The organism is Bosea sp. F3-2 (assembly GCF_008253865.1).
Lineage (GTDB): Bacteria > Pseudomonadota > Alphaproteobacteria > Rhizobiales > Beijerinckiaceae > Allobosea.
On sequence record NZ_CP042331.1, the window covers coordinates 1668510 to 1687756 of the forward strand.

A 19247-nucleotide genomic window follows, 5' to 3' on the forward strand; every position below is an offset into this window, starting at 1 on the left:
GCTAGCTAAATCCCCGCGCCGTCCTGCAAAGCCCCGGCCGGCTCCTTGCTCCAGAGCCGCATGTGGAGCGCCCGCAAGGCGGGACGCAGCAGGATGTCGCCGACGGCGAGCGCCAGAGACGCTGGCGCATTGCGGGTCAGCACGAAGGCGGCGGCGAAAAGGCCGGCCGTGCTCAGCACCCGCCAGCTCACCGCCGCAAGCCAGGCGCGGCGATCAGGCGTGCCGCGCCGGCCGACAATGCGGATGACGTTACGCCGGAACCGGGCCGTCACGCCGCCTTCGCCGATCACAGCCTCATGCTCGGCGCCCCCGCCCGGCTGGACGAAGCCGAAGGCGACGGTCTCGTTGCTGATCCGATCGATCAGAATGAAGCCCCCGAGCTCGTGGCTTTCGGCATAGGGCAGCGAGACCAGCGGCCTGTCGAGCCGGAGCGTGACCAGGCCGATGCCGTTCATGCGTAGGGCTTGCGCCGGCAGCGGCCGAAAGCCCTCGATATCGATGCTGTGGTGCAAGGTCTCGACCGTGGCGCTGGCGCTTTGCGTCGCCATTTTCACCAGGAACTGACCACCCTCCAGCATGGCGCGCTCGCCCGTCCAGAGCAGTCGCGCCGTGAGCCCGCGGCTCACCGGCAGCGCGGTGTGCGCAGCGACTATGACGTCCCCGCGCGAGATGTCGATGTCGTCTTCGAGGGTCACGGTTGCGGCCTGCCCGGCGGCGATCTGGCTCGCCTCGCCGGCAGCACCGATCAGCCGGGCGATGCGGCTCGTGCGTCCGGAGGGCAGCGCTACAACCGGATCGCCAACGCGGGCGCGGCCGGCGACGGGCGTGCCGGCATAACCGCGGAAATCGAGATCCGGGCGATTGACCCACTGCACCGGCAGGACGAAGCCTTCGCCGCTGGGTGCAGCGCGCGTGATCGCAATGCTTTCGAGATAGGGCAACAGCGCCGGGCCGTCATACCAGCCCATGAGCGAGGACGGCCGCATGACGTTCTCGCCGTCGCGCGCCGAGACCGGGATGAAGTTGATCGAGGCGAAGCCGAGGCTCTTCACCGCCGCGCGGTAATCGGCCGCGATCCGCTCGAAGACGGCCTCATCATAGCCGACAAGGTCCATCTTGTTGATCGCGACCACGACATGGCGGACGCCGACCAGCGAGACGATGAAGGAGTGACGGCGCGTCTGCGGCAGCAGGCCCTTGCGGGCATCGACCAGGATGATGGCGAGATCGGCAGTGGAGGCGCCGGTCGCCATGTTGCGGGTGTACTGCTCGTGTCCGGGCGTATCGGCGACGATGAAGCTGCGCTTGTCGGTGGCGAAATAGCGATAGGCCACGTCGATGGTGATGCCCTGCTCGCGCTCGGCCGAGAGGCCGTCGACCAGCAGGGCGAAATCGGGCGCCGCGCCTTGCGTGCCGAATTTGCGGGAATCGCTGTCGAGCGCGCTGAGCTGGTCGTCGAAGACCGCCCCGGCCTCGTAGAGCATGCGGCCGATCAGCGTCGACTTGCCGTCATCCACCGAGCCGCAGGTGATGAAGCGCAGCAGCGAATGCTGGCCGGTTTCGGCTGCGCCCGGCGTATCGTTGGCGGGGAGAAGATTCTGGGCCGGTTTCGGCACCTTCAGGTTCTTTTTGGCCAGGTTCCTGGCGATGGCGAAGCCCATCAGAAATAGCCTTCCTGCTTCTTCTGCTCCATCGAGCCCGAGCCGTCATGGTCGATGACGCGGCCCTGCCGCTCGGAGGACCGGGACGAGCGCATCTCGGCGATGATGTCGGTCAGACTCGCAGCCTCGCTTTCGACCGCGCCGGTCAGGGGGTAGCAGCCGAGGGTGCGGAAGCGGACCATGCGGGTCTCGACCACCTCGCCGGGGCGCAATTTCATGCGTTCGTCGTCGCGCATGATCCAGGCACCATCGCGCTCCACGACCGGGCGCGGCGCGGCAAAGTAGAGCGGCACGACAGGGATGTTCTCCAGCGCGATGTAGTCCCAGATGTCGCGCTCGGTCCAATTGGAGAGCGGGAAGACCCGGAAACTCTCGCCGCGATGCTTGCGCGTGTTGAAAAGCTGCCAGGGCTCGGGGCGCTGGTTCTTCGGGTCCCAGCGATGCTCAGGGCTCCGCAACGAGAAGACACGTTCCTTGGCCCGGCTCTTCTCCTCGTCGCGGCGGGCACCGCCAAAGGCCGCATCGAATTTGTGCAGGTCGAGCGCCTGCTTCAGCCCCTGCGTCTTCATCACGTCGGTGTGGATGCGCGATCCCGAGGCGAAGGGGCCGATGCCGGCCTCGACGCCCTCCCGGTTGACATGGACGATCAGGTCGAGCCCGAGGCGCGCCGCCGTCTCGTCGCGGAAAGCGATCATGTCCCGGAACTTCCAGGTCGTATCGACATGGAGCAGCGGGAAAGGCGGCTTGGCCGGATAGAACGCCTTCATCGCCAGATGCAGCAGGACGGCGGAATCCTTGCCGATCGAATAGAGCAGCACCGGCTTGTCGCAGGTCGCCGCCACCTCGCGGATGATGAAGATGGCTTCCGCCTCGAGCTTCTGGAGATGGCTGAGCTGGATCATGCCTGAGCCTCCGCCGGTGCGGTTTTGGCGCGCGCCAGCTTTCCGTCCGGCCCGACATGCAGGCCGCATTCCTTGGCGGCGTCGTCCTCCCACCACCAGCGCCCGGCCCGCTCGGGCTCGTCGGGGCGGATGGCGCGGGTGCAGGGCTGGCAGCCGATCGAGACGAAGCCTTGGGCGTGCAGTGGATTGATCGGCACGCCATTTTCCTCGGCGAAGGCGAGCGTGCGCTCGCGCGACCAGTCGATCAGCGGGCTCGCCTTGACGAGGCCGCGCGCCGCATCCGCCTCCGCGAGCGGGACGGCGCCGCGCGCCGCCGACTGGTCGGCGCGCAAGCCCGTCAGCCAGATATCGGCGCCCGCCAGCGCTCGGCCGAGCGGCTCGACCTTGCGGATGTCGCAGCAGGATTTGCGGGCATCCCGCGAAGCATAGAAGCCGTTGATGCCGTTCTGGCGGACATAGAGCTCGACCGCCTCATGGCGCGGATAATAGGGGCGGATCAGGATGCCGTAGCGCTCTTCGGTCTTCTGCCAGAGCGCATAGACCTCGGGGAAGAGCCGGCCTGTATCGAGCGTAGCGAAGGTCACCGGTAGCTTCGCCGTGGCGATGAAATGGGTCAGCACCTGGTCTTCAAGCCCGAAGGAGGTGGTGAAGACCACTTCTCCCGCGGCTCCCGCAACGACCCCGGCGAGGCGAGCCGGAACATCGGCCGCGCCGAGCGCCGTATTCAATGTTGCGACGCGGCGCGCCAGCCTTTCCGCGGCAGCCTCATCCGGCGCCGTTTCGGTTGCTGTCGCCTCGTCCTGGCCGGGGCTTTTCGCCATTGTCCTGCCGTGCCGTTTGTTCGGTAAATCGAACAAACGACTTATACCCGCAGGCGCCAAAGCTCAATTCACATGCAGTAGCGTGTTTTTTCTTATTTCACTTTCAGAGGAGAAGATTGTTTTGACGAACGCTGCGCCCCTCGGGTGAGCCGCTACGCCGGCGACGATCCCGGCAGTGATATTCAGCCGGGGGGCTCGACCGGGACGGGCGCAACGAACGAGAGGCCAATCCTTTCAATGGAAATCCCGCGATTTCGGCAGAATACGTACATTGCGCGGATGGCGATGGCGCGGTAGCGGCGGGTTCTTCAGCTCGTCGACGGGGAGCGGCACTTCCGCGGGATGCGTGTCGGAGAGCGAGAGCAGATCGGCCGAGCGGTCGACGATACGCTGGGCCATGAGATGGACGACGCCTTCGACGCTTTTCTGCACCCTGCCCTCGACCAGCATCAGCCGCGCGCCCATGACCTCACGGCGGAAGCGCTCGAACAATCGCGCCCAAATCACGACATTGGTGATGCCGGTCTCGTCCTCCAGCGTGACGAAGATGGCATTGCCGTTGCCCGGGCGCTGGCGCACCAGCACGATTCCGGCCGTGCGGGCGAAGGCGGCATCGGGCCTCGCCTCGGTCTCGGCGCAGCTCAGCACGCCCTCGCGGCGGAAGCGCGGACGCAGGAGCTGCATCGGGTGGCCTTTCAACGAGAGCCGCACCGTCTGGTAGTCGGCAACGATATGTTCGGCCAGCGGCATGACGGGCAGCGCCATCGCCGACTCCTGTCCGAGCTCGCGGGCCTGGGCGGCTGCGAAGAGCGGCAGTGCCGGATCGTCCGGCAGGCGGCGCACGGCCCAGAGCGCTTCACGCCGGTCGAGCCCGAGCGAACGGAAGGCATCAGCATCGGCCAGCAGGCGCATGGCGCGGGCGGGCAGATTGGCCCGGCGCATCAGTTCCTCGACATCGTGGTAGGGGCCGCTCGCTTCCCGCGCCTTTTCGATGGCGTGGCCCCAGTCCTCCTTGAAGCTGTCGATCTGGCAGAAGCCTAGGCGCAGGGCGAAGGGGTGTTTCGGTTCATCCTTCCCATTTTCAGTACAGGCGCTGGGAGAACCCCTCTCCTGTAAGGAGAGGGGCAGGGGTGAGGTGTCGGCCGCTGGACCAATCGGGCGCCACATCTCGGCGGCGCTGCGGTGAGGATCCGGCACACCATCCAACGGCCTTCCCCTCACCCTGCCCTCTCCCTCCGGGAGAGGGTTCCCCGCGGCTTTCTCGGCCACGCCGTCGACATCAATCTTCTCCAGCCCATTGTCCCAGCCACTCCGGTTCACATCGACCGGGCGCGCCTCCACTTTTCCGTTTTCCTCCGCCTCGCGGACGATCTGAGCCGGGGCGTAGAAGCCCATCGGCTGGGAATTCAGCAGCGCGCAGGCGAAGGCGGCCGGGTGGTGCTTCTTCAGATAGGAGGAGATGTAGACCAGCTTGGCGAAGGAAGCCGCATGGCTCTCCGGGAAGCCGTAGCTGCCGAAGCCCTTGATCTGGTCGAAGCAGCGCTGGGCGAAATCGCGCTCGTAGCCGCGTGCGACCATGCGCTCGACCATCATCGCCTCGTAATTGCCGATGGTGCCGGCATTGCGGAAGGTCGCCATCGCCTTGCGCAGGCCGTTGGCTTCGATGTCCGAAAACTCGGCCGCGACCATGGCCAGCTTCATCGCCTGCTCCTGAAAGAGCGGGACGCCGAGGGTCTTGTTCAGGACCTCCTTCAATTCATCCTTGTCATGGGGCGGCTTCGGAGAAGGAAATACGACGTCCTCCAGCTTGGCCCGCCGCTTCAGATAGGGATGCACCATATTGCCCTGGATCGGGCCGGGCCGAACGATCGCGACCTGGATGACGAGGTCGTAGAACTCCCGCGGCTTCAGCCGCGGTAGCATGTTCATCTGCGCCCGGCTCTCGACCTGGAAAACTCCGAGCGACTTGCCCTCGCAGAGCATGTCGTAGGTGCCTTCATCGCCGTCCGTGAAATCGGCGAGCTGATAGGACCTTCCGCCATTGGCTGCGATCAGCTCGAACGCCTTGCGGATGCAGGTCAGCATGCCGAGCGCCAGCACATCGACCTTCATCAGCCTGAGCGCGTCGATGTCGTCGCGGTCCCATTCGATGAAGGTGCGATCGGCCATCGCGGCGTTGCCGATCGGCACCGTTTCGTCGAGACGGCCGCGCGACAATACGAAGCCGCCGACGTGCTGGGAGAGATGGCGCGGATAGCCCAGGAGCCGGATGGCGAAATCGACGGCGCGGCGGATCGTCGGGTTCTTCGGATCGAGCCCGGCCTGGCGGACGCGATTGTCACCGATCTCGCTGCCCCAGCTGCCCCATTGCGTGTCGGCGATGCGAGCGGTGACGTCCTCGGTCAGGCCCAGCACCTTGCCGACCTCGCGGATGGCGCTGCGCGGCCGGTAATGGATCACGGTGGCGGCGATGCCAGCACGCTCACGACCGTACTTCCAGTAGATCCACTGGATCACCTCCTCGCGCCGCTCATGTTCGAAGTCGACGTCGATGTCGGGCGGCTCGCGGCGCTCGGTCGAGATGAAGCGCTCGAACAGCACGTCGTTGTCGTTGGGATCAACGGCGGTGATGCCGAGCACGTAGCAGACGGCTGAATTGGCAGCCGAGCCGCGGCCCTGGCAGAGAATGCCCTTGCTATCAGCGAACTCGACGATCTGGCGGATGGTCAGGAAATAGCGGGCGTATTCCAGCGTCTCGATGAGAGCGAGCTCCTTCGTCAGCAATCCCTGCACCTTTTCCGGCACGCCGTCGGGATAGCGGATCAGGCTGCGGCGCCGGACCAGTTCCACGAGCCAGTCCTGATCCTTCCAGCCGGGCGGCACCGGCTCGTCGGGATATTCATATTTCAGCTGGCGGAGGTCGAATTCGACGCGGGAGAAGAGATGCTGCGTCTCGGCGATCGCCTCAGGCGCATCGCGGAAGAGGCGGGCCATCTCCTGCGGCAGCTTGAGGTGGCGCTCGGCATTGGCCTCCAGCAATCGCCCTGCCCGCTCTATGGTGACGCCCTCGCGGATACAGGTGAGCACGTCCTGAAGATCGCGCTGCTCGATGGAATCGTAGAGCGCATCATTGGTCGCGATCAGCGGAGTGCGGGTCACGGCGGCGATCGTCTTCAGCCGCGCGAGGCGGCGGCGGTCGTCGCCGCGCCGATGCATGCTGGCAGCAAGCCAGACCGCGCCGGGCGCGGCGTCATCGAGCCTAGCGAGCAACCCGGCCAAGCCATCGAGGCGCTGCCCCGGCATCAGGATCAGCAACAGGTCCCGGGCATCGTTCAGGAGGTCGTCGAGGACGAGGTGGCATTCGCCCTTCTTCACGCCCTCCTTCAGGTTGCCATGACTGAGCAAGCGGCAGAGGCGGCCCCAGCCGGCGCGGTTGGCCGGGTAGGCGACGATGTCGGGCGTGCCGTCGGCGAAGACGAGGCGCGTTCCGGTCGCGAGCTTGAAGCGATCCGCTATCGCCTGCATCTGCTCAGGCTTGAAGGATAGATCGGCGAAATCCGGGTTCTCGACCCAGATATATTCGCCGGGGCTGCCACCTTTTCTGACCTTCTCGGGCGCCGGCAAACCGTCCTCCCGCAACTGCCTCAGCGCGGCCCAGGCGCGCACCACGCCCGCCACCGTGTTGCGGTCGGCGATGCCGATGCCGGCATATCCGAGCAGAAGCGCCGTCAGCACCATGTTCGGCCCCGGCGAGGCGCCGCGCAGGAAGGAAAAATTCGTCGCCGCAACAGGTTCGGCGAAGGGGCTGACAGACTGATTCATGCGAAGAGCCCGTGCAGGAACCAGCGTGGCGGGGCGCTATCGGCCTCATAGAAGCCGGTGCGGTAGAGCCAGAAGCGACGGCCTTGCGCATCCTCGACGCGATAATAATCGCGCATCGGCTCGTCGCTGCCGTCGCGCCACCATTCGGGCGCGATGCGCTCGGGGCCTTCGGCGCGGGCGACGTCATGGGTGAGGCGCCGCCAGCGGAAGCGGATCGGCGGACCGTCCGGCACCTCCGCGATGGCCTCGACCGGCTGCGGCGGCTCGAAGAGCTGGAGCGGACGGGCCGGCGGCTCCTGCGGCTCGGGCTCGGGCCAGACCGCTTCCGGCAGCGGCGCGGCGGCCGAAAGCGCTTTTGCCGCGCGGACGGGGTGATGCGTGTCCTGCGCCGCGAAGCGCAACACCCGGTCGCGGCCGAAGCGGGTAACGAGCCGGTCGACGAGATCGGTCACGGCCTCCTCCTCGACGGCGCGGCCATCGAGGCTGTGTTGCGGCGTGTTCAGCAGCTCGCAGACCGGCACGGAGAGCTTGATCGCATCGAAGCCGAAGCCGGGATCGAGCGGATCGGCCAGCGTCTCGATACGCTCGCGATAGAGCCGAAGCAGCGCCTTCGCATCGCGTGAGGGCCTGCCGGTCTCGATGGCGAGGCGGCGGACAGTGCCGTCGCTGCGGAAGAAGGCGATCTCGAAAACGCGCCCGCCTTCGCCACGCGCCTCCAGCACACGGGCCGCTTCCCCGATCAGGCGGGTGACCACCGCCTCGAGGCTCGCGCTATCGGCGAAGGGCTCGGCGAAATGACGCTCGACAATGCAGTCCGGCGGCGAGCGCAGAGGCGTGATGCGCCGGTCCTCGCAGCGGAGGATGCGCCTGAGCTTCGTCGCCAGCGCCTCGCCGAAGCGGGCGGACAGGGTCTCCGAAGGGCGTGCCGCGACATCGGCCAAGGTTTTCAAACCGGCACGGGAGAGCGCGATCACGATCTCGGCTTCGGCCTCCAGCGCCGCGACCGGCAGCAGACGCAGCACGGCTTCGTCCCGTCCCGGCGGGATGATGCCGCCCCGTGTGAAGCGGGCGCAGGCGCGAGCAGCGTCGGGCGTGGCGGCGATGGCGGCTTTCAGGCTCAAACCCATCCGGTCCATCACCCGCCGCACAAGGCCAACCATCCGCTCCTCGCCGCCGAAGAGATGGGCGCAGCCGGTGATGTCGAGCATGATACCATGCGGTTCATCCAGCGCGACCAGGGGCGTGAAGCGGTCGCAGAAGGCGGCGAGCGCTTCGAGGAACTCACGATCCGCCCGGGGCTCAGCCTCCAGTGCGACGAGATCGGGGACGCGGGCGCGGGCATCGGCCAGGGTCAGGCCGCGGGTCAGACCAAGATCGAGAGCACGCCTGTCGCAATCGACCAAGCGCAGTGCGTTGTGCTGCGTCTCGACCAGGACATGCGACTTCTCAGCCGGCGCGCCGAAGGCCGGAATCGCGCCCGTCCGCCGCAACCTGTCCGTCGCCAGGAAGGGGAACCAGAGGGCGAGATAGCGGCGCGGCATGGTCTGTCCGGGAAGCCAGTCTGTCGGATCGGTCGAAAAGGCTGCGTTCCGCGAAAGTTCGTCGGTCACGGTCCCACTCCACATGCCACTCACGTTCCGCCGCACCGCCGCGCTGGCGCAGCAATCTCACGACAAAAGCCGGCGCGCCCGGGGCATTGGCCTCCAGCGCCCGTGATGCGAGCGCCCGCACCTGCCAGCGCGTGCGCGCCGCGCTCGGCGTCTCGGCCGCCGCCACGCGCAGCAGCAGGACCGGCACGCCCGAGCCTTCGGCCGCCAGAGCGAGGCGGCGGCTCGCCGTCAGGTCGAAGGCGCGCGGCTCGCCCCAGGGTTCGATCAGCACGGCGCCGAGCGCCGGGCAGCGTGCCGCCTCGGCACCAGCCCGCAGCACGCTTTCGCCATCGCGCGCCCGCACCAGCAGGAGGCGCGCCGGATCGAGGCCAAGCTCGTTGAGCCCTGGCGCATGCAGCCGGCCAGCCTCGGCATCGACAAAATCCTGCCGCGCCCAGAGGATCGGCCGCTCAGCAATCTTTTCCTCCGCCGCCCCCGCCCTCAAAGCGAGCCCGAGCGCGAAGCCGGTCGCGGTAGCGAGATCGGCCACCTCGGCAGCGTAGATCTCGTGCAGCGCCGCCCGGGCGAGGCCGCCATTCAGGGCCTCGTCCAGCGAAGCCACGCCCAGGTCGATCCGCGCCTGCGAAGCCGGGCCCGCGCGCAGGGCCGCTTCGGCAAGGCTACGGCGCAGATCGGACAGGGTCGGGGCGGTGGCTGCAGTCATGGCAATAAGGTAATTGTTCTCTCTTTGTTCTTTTATAGACCCCTCCCCGCCGGAAGGCGAGTCGAGTCTCACCGCCCTCCGCCTCATCCCTTGTCCCCACCCCCAAAGTTTGTCGGCTGGTGAGGGTAGTGTGTCGGCATCAGTAGGCGAAGTTTGTCGGCAGCGTTGCTCCGTCTCGGACAATCCCCGATCTGCAGGTCAGAACGCACCTTCTCAGACGCTGTGCGGGCCACTTGCTGACAGCTGAGGCCAACGCTTGAAAGCCGGGAGTTGGATCGACGCGGGGCCTTTCCCCACGCCGGCAACTGTGGCGCACCCCAAATGAGCGCCATTCCCCCTAGAAGACCGTGCTATCCCACCCCAGAAGTCTGCGTTAGCGCACCCATAAGTCATCGGCGGTGGAAATCCGGCTATGCCCGCAGAAGCACCATGGCGCGCGCGCTCATGGGCTCCTATCGTAACGAACAGGCGGGCCGACGGCGTAGGGACAAACAGCTACGACATGAAGATGAGCTCTGCTCAAATCGACCTGTTTGATGACGCGCCAGGCTACCGGGAGGCACCGCGGCCAGCGCCGAGGAAGCGTCCGGCCACGGCGCCCTCACCGGCTGGTTGGGACGACGAGGAAGCGGCTCATCGGCTTGAGCAGAGCGGCCAATTCAGGGTTCTGCGGAAGCTCGTGCCGCGCCCAATCATACCGCGGGCCCAAAGCGTCTTTCCGAACCTCGCGATCCTGGTCGACACCGAGACCACTGGTCTGAACCACGCCAAGGACGAGATCATCGAAGTTGGCGCGGTCGCATTCACATACGACGATGACGGCGTGATCGGCGATGTCGTGGGCGTCTACAGCGGGCTTCGTCAGCCTTCGGAACCGATCCCGGCGGAAATCACGCGGCTGACGGGGATCACCGATGAGATGGTTGCCGGGCTCGAAATTGACATCGCGGCGCTCGATGCGCTGGTTGAGCCTGCAGACCTGATCATTGCTCACAACGCCGCATTCGATCGGCCGTTTTGCGAGAAGCTCTCGCCTACCTTCGCGTCCAAAGCCTGGGCGTGTTCCGTGAAGGAGATCCCATGGGCGGATCTTGGCTTCGAGGGAAACAAACTCGGCTACCTCGTCGGCCAGTCTGGCCTGTTTCACGGGGCGCACCGAGCGACGGATGATTGCAACGCGCTGTTGGAGGTCCTCGCGCGGCCGCCCGAAGAGAATCGTGCGCGGCCATTCGCTGAACTCCTGCGATCCAGCGAGCAGAGTCGGGTGCGCATCTATGCGGAAAACGCGCCATTCGACATGAAGGACCAGCTAAAAAGCAGAGGCTACCGCTGGTCGGATGGAAGCGACGGTCGGCCGAGAGCCTGGTGGATCGAGACCGAGGAAGAACTCCGCGTGGAGGAGTTCCGCTATCTTCGTACCGAGATCTATTGCTGGGAAGACGCCGAGCCGCTGACGTGGCGGCTCACGGCGCTTGATCGATATCGCGCGTAATTACCTCGTATAGGCAATGCGGGAACGTAGTGGCGCCAATAGGTGTAAAGCGTTCAAGACCTAATCGGCGCGCTGGTCGGAGCTTTCGTCGTCGCCAAGGAGCAGAGCGGTTCGCCTGCGGTCATCCACTCCCGTGCGGCCTAAGAGCGTTGGGCCGAAAGCGTGAACTTCAGTTTCGGTCCGATGCCATGGAGCTCTGCCGCGTTTCGGAGATTATGATCGATAGGCACAGGACACTTTGCCTCAGCGAATGGAAAGCGCGGCGTCGGCCTCTCAGCGCGCCGTTTGCCTGGGAACCAGACAGACGATCCTAACGGGTCTCTAGTCCAGGCGCCGCGCACACGGTCGCTTCCTTCAGCAACAGCCGCCGATTGAGTCACGTGGCCGAGGCTAGCAGCTCGGCAATGGAGCTGCCACCCACGTACTCCTCATTGACATCGGTATAGCGCTGTCTATTTGTTGCGCCGCAAGGTGTATGGCGCCCGAATCCGCGTGATCCGCCAAACGTCTATCGGCACGTGAGCCGATCCGGTCGCAGCCTACCCGGTAAAAACAAGGAACCCCGGTGAAGACTATCATTATCTGCGGATGGGAATCCGTGACCCTCGCGCACGAGGTCCCGGCCAAAGCGGCCGTCATCCGCCACGTGTCACTTGACTACGGCCGGCGCCATAAAACAGAGCTGACCCATGCACGGGAGCGCGCTTTGGCGTGCCCCGCGACGTCGTCCACATGATCGGCGCTGACCTGCCGCGGCAGGGTCCCAGAGGGGCACTATGCGGAAGATAGCATGCGCGTCACCGTCGAACCCAATACCCCATCAATTCGGCAGTAGCCTTCGGTGTAGGCGCGGCGGAACAACCCGATTCCGAGGCGGTAACGGTCCGTAGCGGCGCTCATCTGTTGTTCTCGCAACTGCGTCGAGCCGGGCGAGGCATTTGGCCTCGCTTCTCAGAACAATCCTACTAGTGCCCGGATTACTGGATCGAAGATCGCCAGGGATACCAGGCAGCGCAACAGCAATAGGGCGCGCAGTCATGTACACCATCGCCAAGCGATTTGCCTTTTCGGCGTCACACGTGATCGGCGGCCTGCCTTCGGATCACCCCTGCGCCCGGCTGCACGGCCACAACTATGAGGTCGAGGTCATTCTGCAATCAGCCGACCTTGATCCGGTGGGCTTTGTCCGCGATTACCGCGAGCTCTCGGAACTCAAGGCGCTCATCGACAACAGCCTGGATCATCGACACCTCAACGAGGTCCTCGGACATGACCGGACAACCAGTGAGGTCATTGCCAAGTGGATCTACGACTGGTGCAGTGCGCGGTGGCCAGAAGTCGCTGCCGTCCGCATCAGCGAGACGCCGAAAACGTGGGCGGAGTACCGTCCATGAAGGGGAGCATTCGCATCAGCGAGATCTTCGGTCCGACGGTCCAGGGAGAAGGTCCGTTGATCGGACGCCCGACAGTGTTCGTACGCACGGGTGGTTGCGATTATCGCTGTCGATGGTGCGACACACTTTACGCGGTGCTGCCCGAGTTCCGCGAAGATTGGACGCTGATGACGCCAAACGCAATCCTGACCGAGGTGGAGCGGCTGTCGAACTCTGCGGGGGTGCTCGTGTCGTTATCGGGGGGCAATCCCGCACTTCAGCCTTTGGCTCCGCTCATCGAACAGGGGCGCCAGAAAGGTCACACATTCGCCCTTGAGACCCAAGGCAGTGTGCCGCAGCCTTGGTTTGCCGCGCTTGACTGGCTCATGCTCAGCCCGAAGCCGCCGTCTTCGGGGATGGCAACCGAGTGGCGGGCCCTCGATGATTGCGTCGCGGCCGCAAAGAGCGGACCGCAATGCGTCGTCAAGGTAGCTGTGTTCGACGACGAGGATTACGCTTACGCCCGGTTCTTGGCGAACCGCTGCCCGGGCTTACCGGTTTATCTGCAGGTCGGGAATTCTGCTCCGCTGATCTCCCATGCGGGCCCTGGCAGCGAAGAGGCCGATTCTTCCGCAGTTGCATGTGTTGGCCTGGGGCAACAGACGCGGCGTTTAACGGCATACCTTGTTGTGCCCTAATTCCGATTAAGAACGCTAATCATTGTGCGGCGCCTCGACGACCTGCGCCCGGCTGGCTACCGAGCAATGATCGCCAGGTTTGTGGAACCGTCTCGATCTCGTCGAAAGCCACGCGGAAAGTTTCGCGATCGATGCTGATGAGTTCCATGACCGCTCGGACGATTATGCTACTCGACGAAGCTCCCGCTCAGTCACTCCAAGGGCGCTCAACAGCTCAGCACGAACTTCCGCGAAACGTCTCGCCCGCGGGCCGGCCTCAATCGGAAGATCGATTTGGATGTCCACCGTGAACCGCCCTTCATCCAGGACAAGGACACGTTGTGCGAGATTAATCGCTTCTTCGACGTCATGCGTCACGAGCAGCACGGCCGGCTTGTGGCGAGCGCAGAGATCGAGGAGAAGCGACTGCATCCGCAAGCGTGTCAGCGCATCAAGCGCACCAAAAGGCTCGTCGAGAAGGAGCAGATCCGGCTCGCGCACGAGTGAACGCGCCAACGCAGCTCGCTGCTGTTCGCCGCCGGAAAGCTGCATCGGCCAAGCTGATGCTCTTGCTGTCAGCTCGACCTCAGCAAGCGACTGCAGAGCTCGTTCCTCCGGGGCAGCTCCTTTGAGGCCTAAGGCGACGTTATCGATGACCTTCTTCCAGGGAAGCAGACGGGCGTCCTGGAAGACAACAGAAATGGCCTTCGGAATTTCCAGCCGTCCCCTTCCCGGCACACCATGGTCGAGACCAGCGAGCGCACGAAGGAGAGTGCTTTTGCCTGAGCCGGATCGTCCGAGGAGCGTGACGAATTCGCCGCGGCGGATTTCGAGATCGACGCCGTCGATGATGGTTCGTTCACCGTAGCACCGCTTTAAGCCGCGAACCCGAACGACAGGGCTTAATCCGCCAGAATTTTGCGCCATGGCAGAGCCTTCCGTGTGATGAGCCGCACCAGCCAGTCTGAGCTAAGGCCGAGCGCAGCGTAGACCGCGAGGCAGAGAATGATCACCTCCGTCTGGCCATAGGTTCGGGCGAGATTGATCATATACCCGAGCCCGCTTGTCGCGTTCACTTGCTCGACTACAACTAACGCCAGCCAGGAATAGGTAACGCCAAAGCGCAAGCCGAGGAGAAAGCCCGGCAACGCCGCCGGTAGGACCACGTGGCGCAGAAACTGCGCATGGGTGAGATCGAGCGTCTCTGCCAGCTCGATAAAGCGCGCATCAGTGGACCGCAGGCCATCGTGCGTCTGGATGTAGATCGGTGCGAACGTGATCAGCGCGATGGTCAGGATTTTCATGCCCTCACCAATGCCGAACCAAAGCATCAGCAGAGGGATCAGCGCCAAGGCCGGAATAGCACGCTTAATCTGAATAGGGCCGTCTACGAGATACTCGCCCACCCGGCTTAAACCAGCGATCACGCCAAGCGAAGCACCGGCCACGATGCCCCAAAACAAGCCCCAGAACGAACGCACGAACGAGGTCCAAAGGTTTTCCTGCAACCGCCCATCCTGCACGAGCTCCAGACCCGTCGTCGCCACTGTCCACGGTGCCGACAAGATGCGGTCATCGATATAGCCGGTTGCAGAACCGACGAGCCAGAGAACGAGCAAGAGTGCCGGCCCGAGCGCGGCGCCATAGGGTATGGGACGCCCCGGTCCCAATTTCCTGCGCCGGCGGGAAGAACTGTCGTCGTCTGCGTTGACAGCGTCGTTCCGGCTAAGCCAGCGATTTGAAACCCGCAGTCGACCAAAGCGTGGGCGGGATATCGATATGTCAGCCATGACTCATTCTCCCAGATAGGCCGCGCCCGCAACCTTCTCGAACCGCCTGTCAAACAGCGCCTCGGCCTTGAGAACCGGCTTGCGAAGTTCCGCAGCCAGGAGATCAATCGTCTCCTGCTGCCGCTCGATAGCGCCGCCCCATTCGAGCGGAACGTCTGGTTTCCCATTGGACTCGACGAGGAAACGCCCGGCGTCCGGCTTTAGCCCTTGGTCTTTGACGTAATAGCCTTTGATCCACTCGTCCGGGTGCGCCTCGATCCATCGGGTGGCCCTGCCCCAAGCCTGGACATAAGCGCGAACCGCAGCGGCCTTATTCGCGTCCTCCAAAGACGACTTCACCACATAAAGATAGGCCGGGTCGTCGCGCAGACCATGCGGAAGCGCCTTTGCTCCATCCCGTGCATAGTTCTGGACGAACCGCTGCTTGTTGGCCTCGGCGATTGGCGCGACATCGACCAGCTTGCTCGCCAGCGCATTCACATACGCATCGCCGACACTCGGAAGTTCGACAAGTTGGACATCGTTGTGAGCGAGATTTAGCTTCTTGAGCAGGCGAAGCACGAGCGCGCCTTGCGCCTGTCCCGGGCTGAAGGCAACCTTCTTGCCTTTCAGATCTTCAAGCTTCTCGATACCCGAACCGGGGGCTGTCGCGATCACGTAGATCGGATGCCCCACCGGATCCAGGCGGAACTTCGCAGCCACGATCTTCACATCAAGACCGGTCCATTGCGCGTGGATCGGCGGGATGTCCGCAACCGAGCCAATATCGAGGGCCTTCGCGCGGAAGGCCTCTATCGTTTGAGGGCCGCCTGAGATGTTCGCCCACTCCACCTTGAACGGCAGGCGCTCCAGCTCTCCGGAAAGGGTCAACGCCACGCGCGTTTGCGGGTCACCGACAACCAGGGTTGTACCTGGCGCAATATGTCCCGGTATTGGAGCGCTTTCCGGCAACGGGCTCGCCATGGCGGACCCTGCCAGCATCACCGATAGGAGTGCCGCATCGATCAACTTCATCGAAGTCCTCGTTCAAAATCGCGCTGCCGGCGAGCCGGAAGGTGGGCATAGGAGATGAGACAAGAGTCCTCAGGCGCTTTTGCGCCTCGCTTGCGCGTAACCGCTTTCCGGTCGCGTCAGCCCGTAATGGTCGCGCAGCGTCGAACCGGCATATTCGTGGCGGAAGAGGCCGCGCTTTCGCAGGATCGGAACGACTTCGTCCACGAAAGCATCGAACCCACCGTGCAGCCAAGGCGGCATGACGTTAAAGCCATCCGCGGCGCCATGTTCGAACCAGGTCTGAATCTCGTTAGCGACGTGCTCGGGCGTACCGACGACCACCCGATGGCCACGCGCGCCAGCGAGCCGTTTGATCAACTGCCGTATAGTCGGGTTCTCGCGGTCAACGATGTCGAGCACAAGCTGGAAGCGGCTCGCTATGCCCTTGGGGCCACCCGTGTCGACGAGGTGGCGCGGGAAAGGCCCATCAAGATCGAACCCGGACAGGTCCAGTCCAATCATACGCTTCAGCTGATCAAGCGACGCGGCGGGCTGGATGAGATCGTTAATCTCCTCCTCCAAGCTATCCGCTTCAGCTTGCGTGGATCCCAAGAAGGGGCTGATGCCCGGAAGGACACGGATATGAGCCGGGTGCCTTCCGAGCGCCGCTCCTCGGTTCTTGATATCGGCATAAAACTCCTGCGCGCTCGCAAGCGTTTGGTGAGCAGTGAAGATCGCCTCCGCAAACTTGGCGGCAAACGAGCGGCCATCGTCGGAAGAACCAGCCTGGACGTAGACCGGTCGCCCTTGCGGAGAACGCGACACATTGAGAGGCCCGCGCACGCGGTAGTGCCGGCCCACATGATCGATGGCATGGACTTTTTCGCTGTCCGCGAAAATCCCGCTCTCTGAATCGGCAACGAGGGCCTCGTCTTCCCAGCTGTCCCAGAGCTTCGTGACGACCTCGAGGAATTCCCGGGCTTTCTCGTAACGCTCGCCATGAGGTGGGTGTTCTGGCAAGCCGAAATTCTGAGCCGCCCCGGCATCGCTGGTGGTCACGATATTCCACCCGGCACGACCATTGCTAATGTGGTCCAGAGACGCGAACAGCCGAGCGAGGTTATAGGGCTCGTTATATGTCGTGGAGGCAGTTCCGATCAGCCCGATATGGCTTGTCGCTGCAGCGATTGCGGTGAGCCAGGTAACAGGCTCGAACCGAACGCGCGAGGAGTACCGTACATTCTCCGGCAGTGAAGGTCCGTCTGCAAAGAAGATCGCATCGAACTTCGCGGCTTCCGCCTTCTGCGCGAGCTCTTGATAATATCGAATATCGAGAACGCGTTTTGGCTCCGATGCACGATAGCGCCAAGCAGCTTCATGGTGGCCGCCGGGATAGATGAACAGGTTGAGCGTAAGCTGGCGTTGAGAGCCTGTCATTTGGCGCTCCTCTCTGCGATAGCATCGGTGGGACGCCGGACAGCGCCTCTGTACCTGTTACGATGCCGACGAGCTCAATAACCGGTCAAGGGAACTATTTTTCGAATACAGATCGAATTTTAGGATGATATAATTCATCTCTATGCGTATATGTACGCATATTTTCAGAATATTATTTCCAATAATCGGTTTAAATAAATGCAAATACGCTACTTTGACGCTGGCATTGATACGTTCTCTTTCATGTTGCGCGTACCTCGTCGCGCAGATCGCCCGTTGGATGGGGAACATTCACAGGTAGCCTCCGCTATCCCGAACGACTGGCTCAGGTGGCGAGCCGACGTACATCAAAGCGGGCGAAACTGACCGGGGCGCGTCAAATGCGAATCTTAGGGTAGCTGCTAAGCCGCCCGTTTTCTGGGCAGAACATCGGTTGCACTTGAAACGAGACATGCTCTTAGTGCAGAACAAGACCATAAATCCCCTAGAGAGCGAATAACGCATGCCTTAGATGCATAACGGAGCTGAGTTAGAGCCCCTAATTGCGACAGGCTGATCGGCTTATATGCAGCGCACAACGAGATTGTCGCTGTGGGCACCGCCCCAGTCCGGAATATTCGCTAAGGGAGTCCACCATGTTCGTCACCATGATCGCCGCCAAAATTCGCGCCTTCCTCCGCTATCGCGAGACCGTTCGCGAGCTCTCCCGTCTGACCAACCGTGAACTCGACGATCTTGGCCTGTCGCGCTCGGAGATCGAGTTCGTCGCCCGCTCGCACGCTGCGGCCTGAAGTCACCGAATAGAACCGCCGCGTCACCGGGCGCGGTGCGTTCCAGGTTAGTTTCTCCCAAGGCTCATGTTTCCCCTCCCCTTGAGCTTCGGTCGAGCGAATGCCCGCCTCACGGCGGGCATTTTGCATTTCAGGACTGCTTTCACTCGACCTGAAACCCGGCCGCGGACTCGCTCCGGCCATGAAAGCCCCAGCTCAACCCATATCCGTCATCGGCGGCGGCCTCGCCGCCACGAAACTTGACTGGGGTAATCTTCGGATGATGGCTCAGTCCCCGAAGAGCCGAGCCTCAGAGGTAGCCGCAATCGGTGGGAGGACAGTGCCAGACTCGTCGTTCAGGCTATTGCGGAGATGCTCGAAGAGCTCGTCTGCCTGGGCCTGATCGAAGTCCATTCTGAAACGCTTTTTGACACCAAGCTGGGTGAGGTCAAAGTGAATGGATGGCTCGACTCCGTGGCGAGCCAAGCAGTTCTGAACGCATTTCAGTGCGCAACCATCGATGGCTACGATCGCCCGACCAGAGGTCGCGACGCGCACCAGCGAGGGAACATCGCCTCCGACGCCCGCGATACAGGACATTTCGGCCAGATCGGAGCGATCCATGCGAATAGCAAGATGGTTGGCGAGTTGAGCGGCGCTTGAACATCCGGAGCAAGAATAGACGAGTGGAAGATGATCGCGTCTCGCCATCCTGAGCCTCCTTCAGGTGAGGCAGACATCACCTCTCTCCCCACGCTTGGCTAACATGAGCCCAATGGGACACCCGCGTCGTTGCGGTAGAGCGAGGACCCGACGATTGATCTCGACGACCAACCGCAATTGCCGCACCGGAGCCATTCTGGCGCTGTAGATGCAATCCAGTCGGAATCGGGCGCGCGGCGCCGTTGATTGTCGATCCTGGCGATCAGCTTCAATGCGCAAGAGGTAACAGAACGTCATCTTCCGCATTCCAGTTCGAAAGGCACAACCTCGCCCGCAGCGAAAGCGGGGCGCCTCGAAGCATTCGCCAGCTTAGCCACGATGCCGGTCCCGTCGCGCCAGGCGTTCCGTATTCTGGGAACGTCGTGCGGGGGACAGCATTGGGCTTCCCGCGGCGCTCTTGGTTATACTTATTGCGTGCGCGGTGTTTCGCGGCTCATGGAGCAGGGCGAACAACGCAGTCCTGCTCGCATTGA

General features: G+C 63.6%; 15 protein-coding genes and 1 pseudogene. 4 read left to right on the forward strand and 12 right to left on the reverse strand.

Annotated features, from left to right (window positions below; genetic code table 11):
- Positions 1-5 precede the first annotated feature (5 nt).
- The 6 genes from FQV39_RS07730 to FQV39_RS07755 all read right to left on the reverse strand — a co-directional run bounded on the left by FQV39_RS07730 (position 6) and on the right by FQV39_RS07755 (position 9519).
- Positions 6-1661: a GTP-binding protein gene (locus tag FQV39_RS07730; protein ID WP_149129760.1), complete on the reverse strand. Its 1656-nt coding sequence runs from the start codon at positions 1659-1661 to the stop codon at positions 6-8.
- Positions 1661-2563, reverse strand: a complete 903-nt coding sequence (gene cysD, locus FQV39_RS07735) for a sulfate adenylyltransferase subunit CysD (RefSeq protein WP_149129761.1) — start codon at positions 2561-2563, stop codon at positions 1661-1663. The genes FQV39_RS07730 and cysD overlap by 1 nt, the downstream gene beginning before the upstream one ends.
- The gene (locus FQV39_RS07740) at positions 2560-3384 is read right to left on the reverse strand and encodes a phosphoadenylyl-sulfate reductase (RefSeq protein ID WP_149129762.1); all 825 of its coding nucleotides are present in this window, start codon (positions 3382-3384) and stop codon (positions 2560-2562) included. The genes cysD and FQV39_RS07740 overlap by 4 nt, the downstream gene beginning before the upstream one ends.
- Before the next feature lie 234 nt (positions 3385-3618).
- Positions 3619-7206 carry an error-prone DNA polymerase gene (locus FQV39_RS07745; protein WP_149129763.1) on the reverse strand — a complete coding sequence of 1196 codons (3588 nt, stop codon included), beginning with the start codon at positions 7204-7206 and terminating at the stop codon, positions 3619-3621.
- Positions 7203-8747, reverse strand: a complete 1545-nt coding sequence (locus tag FQV39_RS07750) for a Y-family DNA polymerase (RefSeq protein WP_149129764.1) — start codon at positions 8745-8747, stop codon at positions 7203-7205. The genes FQV39_RS07745 and FQV39_RS07750 overlap by 4 nt, the downstream gene beginning before the upstream one ends.
- A complete protein-coding gene (locus FQV39_RS07755) occupies positions 8653-9519 on the reverse strand; it encodes an ImuA family protein (protein ID WP_210251184.1) in 867 nt (288 codons plus the stop codon). Before FQV39_RS07755 ends, FQV39_RS07750 begins: the two co-directional genes overlap by 95 nt.
- A gap of 508 nt (positions 9520-10027) precedes the next feature.
- Here FQV39_RS07755 and FQV39_RS07760 point away from each other — a divergent pair.
- The 3 genes and pseudogenes from FQV39_RS07760 to queE all read left to right on the forward strand — a co-directional run bounded on the left by FQV39_RS07760 (position 10028) and on the right by queE (position 13059).
- The gene (locus tag FQV39_RS07760; RefSeq protein ID WP_149133726.1) at positions 10028-11011 is read left to right on the forward strand and encodes a 3'-5' exonuclease; all 984 of its coding nucleotides are present in this window, start codon (positions 10028-10030) and stop codon (positions 11009-11011) included.
- 1037 nt (positions 11012-12048) lie between these two features.
- Entirely contained in the window at positions 12049-12405 is a 357-nt protein-coding gene (locus tag FQV39_RS07765; protein WP_149129765.1) for a 6-pyruvoyl trahydropterin synthase family protein, read from the forward strand.
- A pseudogene (gene queE, locus FQV39_RS07770) lies at positions 12402-13059 on the forward strand (7-carboxy-7-deazaguanine synthase QueE). The gene FQV39_RS07765 and the pseudogene queE overlap by 4 nt, the downstream one beginning before the upstream one ends.
- A gap of 42 nt (positions 13060-13101) precedes the next feature.
- Here the strand turns inward: queE and FQV39_RS34110 are convergent.
- The 5 genes from FQV39_RS34110 to FQV39_RS07790 form a co-directional block, all read right to left on the reverse strand.
- Positions 13102-13230, reverse strand: coding sequence for a hypothetical protein (locus tag FQV39_RS34110; RefSeq protein WP_282570272.1), 129 nt, complete (start codon positions 13228-13230; stop codon positions 13102-13104).
- A gap of 14 nt (positions 13231-13244) precedes the next feature.
- Positions 13245-13988 carry an ABC transporter ATP-binding protein gene (locus tag FQV39_RS07775; RefSeq protein ID WP_149129766.1) on the reverse strand — a complete coding sequence of 248 codons (744 nt, stop codon included), beginning with the start codon at positions 13986-13988 and terminating at the stop codon, positions 13245-13247.
- On the reverse strand, positions 13964-14851 hold the full coding sequence (locus FQV39_RS07780; protein WP_149129767.1) for an ABC transporter permease: 888 nt from the start codon (positions 14849-14851) through the stop codon (positions 13964-13966). Before FQV39_RS07780 ends, FQV39_RS07775 begins: the two co-directional genes overlap by 25 nt.
- A 3-nt stretch (positions 14852-14854) precedes the next feature.
- A complete protein-coding gene (locus FQV39_RS07785) occupies positions 14855-15865 on the reverse strand; it encodes an ABC transporter substrate-binding protein (protein ID WP_149129768.1) in 1011 nt (336 codons plus the stop codon).
- 69 nt (positions 15866-15934) lie between these two features.
- On the reverse strand, positions 15935-17281 hold the full coding sequence (locus FQV39_RS07790) for an LLM class flavin-dependent oxidoreductase (protein ID WP_149129769.1): 1347 nt from the start codon (positions 17279-17281) through the stop codon (positions 15935-15937).
- Between the two features lie 635 nt (positions 17282-17916).
- On the opposite strand from FQV39_RS07790, the gene FQV39_RS07795 reads away from it, so the two are divergent.
- Complete coding sequence (locus FQV39_RS07795) at positions 17917-18072, forward strand: DUF1127 domain-containing protein (RefSeq protein WP_149129770.1); 156 nt, start codon at positions 17917-17919, stop codon at positions 18070-18072.
- A 267-nt stretch (positions 18073-18339) separates the two neighbouring features.
- On the opposite strand, the gene FQV39_RS34350 is transcribed toward FQV39_RS07795, so the two are convergent.
- A complete protein-coding gene (locus FQV39_RS34350; protein ID WP_149129771.1) occupies positions 18340-18762 on the reverse strand; it encodes a putative zinc-binding protein in 423 nt (140 codons plus the stop codon).
- Positions 18763-19247: the final 485 nt, after the last annotated feature.

What these genes read in the sequence shown, in the direction of transcription:
- FQV39_RS07730 (WP_149129760.1), bottom strand. Translation starts at nt 1,661, where the DNA reads ATGGGCTTCGCCATCGCCAGGAACCTGGCCAAAAAGAACCTGAAGGTG.
- cysD (WP_149129761.1), bottom strand. Translation starts at nt 2,563, where the DNA reads ATGATCCAGCTCAGCCATCTCCAGAAGCTCGAGGCGGAAGCCATCTTC.
- FQV39_RS07740 (WP_149129762.1), bottom strand. Translation starts at nt 3,384, where the DNA reads ATGGCGAAAAGCCCCGGCCAGGACGAGGCGACAGCAACCGAAACGGCG.
- FQV39_RS07745 (WP_149129763.1), bottom strand. Translation starts at nt 7,206, where the DNA reads ATGAATCAGTCTGTCAGCCCCTTCGCCGAACCTGTTGCGGCGACGAAT.
- FQV39_RS07750 (WP_149129764.1), bottom strand. Translation starts at nt 8,747, where the DNA reads ATGCCGCGCCGCTATCTCGCCCTCTGGTTCCCCTTCCTGGCGACGGAC.
- FQV39_RS07755 (WP_210251184.1), bottom strand. Translation starts at nt 9,519, where the DNA reads ATGACTGCAGCCACCGCCCCGACCCTGTCCGATCTGCGCCGTAGCCTT.
- FQV39_RS07760 (WP_149133726.1), top strand. Translation starts at nt 10,028, where the DNA reads ATGAGCTCTGCTCAAATCGACCTGTTTGATGACGCGCCAGGCTACCGG.
- FQV39_RS07765 (WP_149129765.1), top strand. Translation starts at nt 12,049, where the DNA reads ATGTACACCATCGCCAAGCGATTTGCCTTTTCGGCGTCACACGTGATC.
- FQV39_RS34110 (WP_282570272.1), bottom strand. Translation starts at nt 13,230, where the DNA reads ATGGAACTCATCAGCATCGATCGCGAAACTTTCCGCGTGGCTTTCGAC.
- FQV39_RS07775 (WP_149129766.1), bottom strand. Translation starts at nt 13,988, where the DNA reads ATGGCGCAAAATTCTGGCGGATTAAGCCCTGTCGTTCGGGTTCGCGGC.
- FQV39_RS07780 (WP_149129767.1), bottom strand. Translation starts at nt 14,851, where the DNA reads ATGGCTGACATATCGATATCCCGCCCACGCTTTGGTCGACTGCGGGTT.
- FQV39_RS07785 (WP_149129768.1), bottom strand. Translation starts at nt 15,865, where the DNA reads ATGAAGTTGATCGATGCGGCACTCCTATCGGTGATGCTGGCAGGGTCC.
- FQV39_RS07790 (WP_149129769.1), bottom strand. Translation starts at nt 17,281, where the DNA reads ATGACAGGCTCTCAACGCCAGCTTACGCTCAACCTGTTCATCTATCCC.
- FQV39_RS07795 (WP_149129770.1), top strand. Translation starts at nt 17,917, where the DNA reads ATGTTCGTCACCATGATCGCCGCCAAAATTCGCGCCTTCCTCCGCTAT.
- FQV39_RS34350 (WP_149129771.1), bottom strand. Translation starts at nt 18,762, where the DNA reads ATGGCGAGACGCGATCATCTTCCACTCGTCTATTCTTGCTCCGGATGT.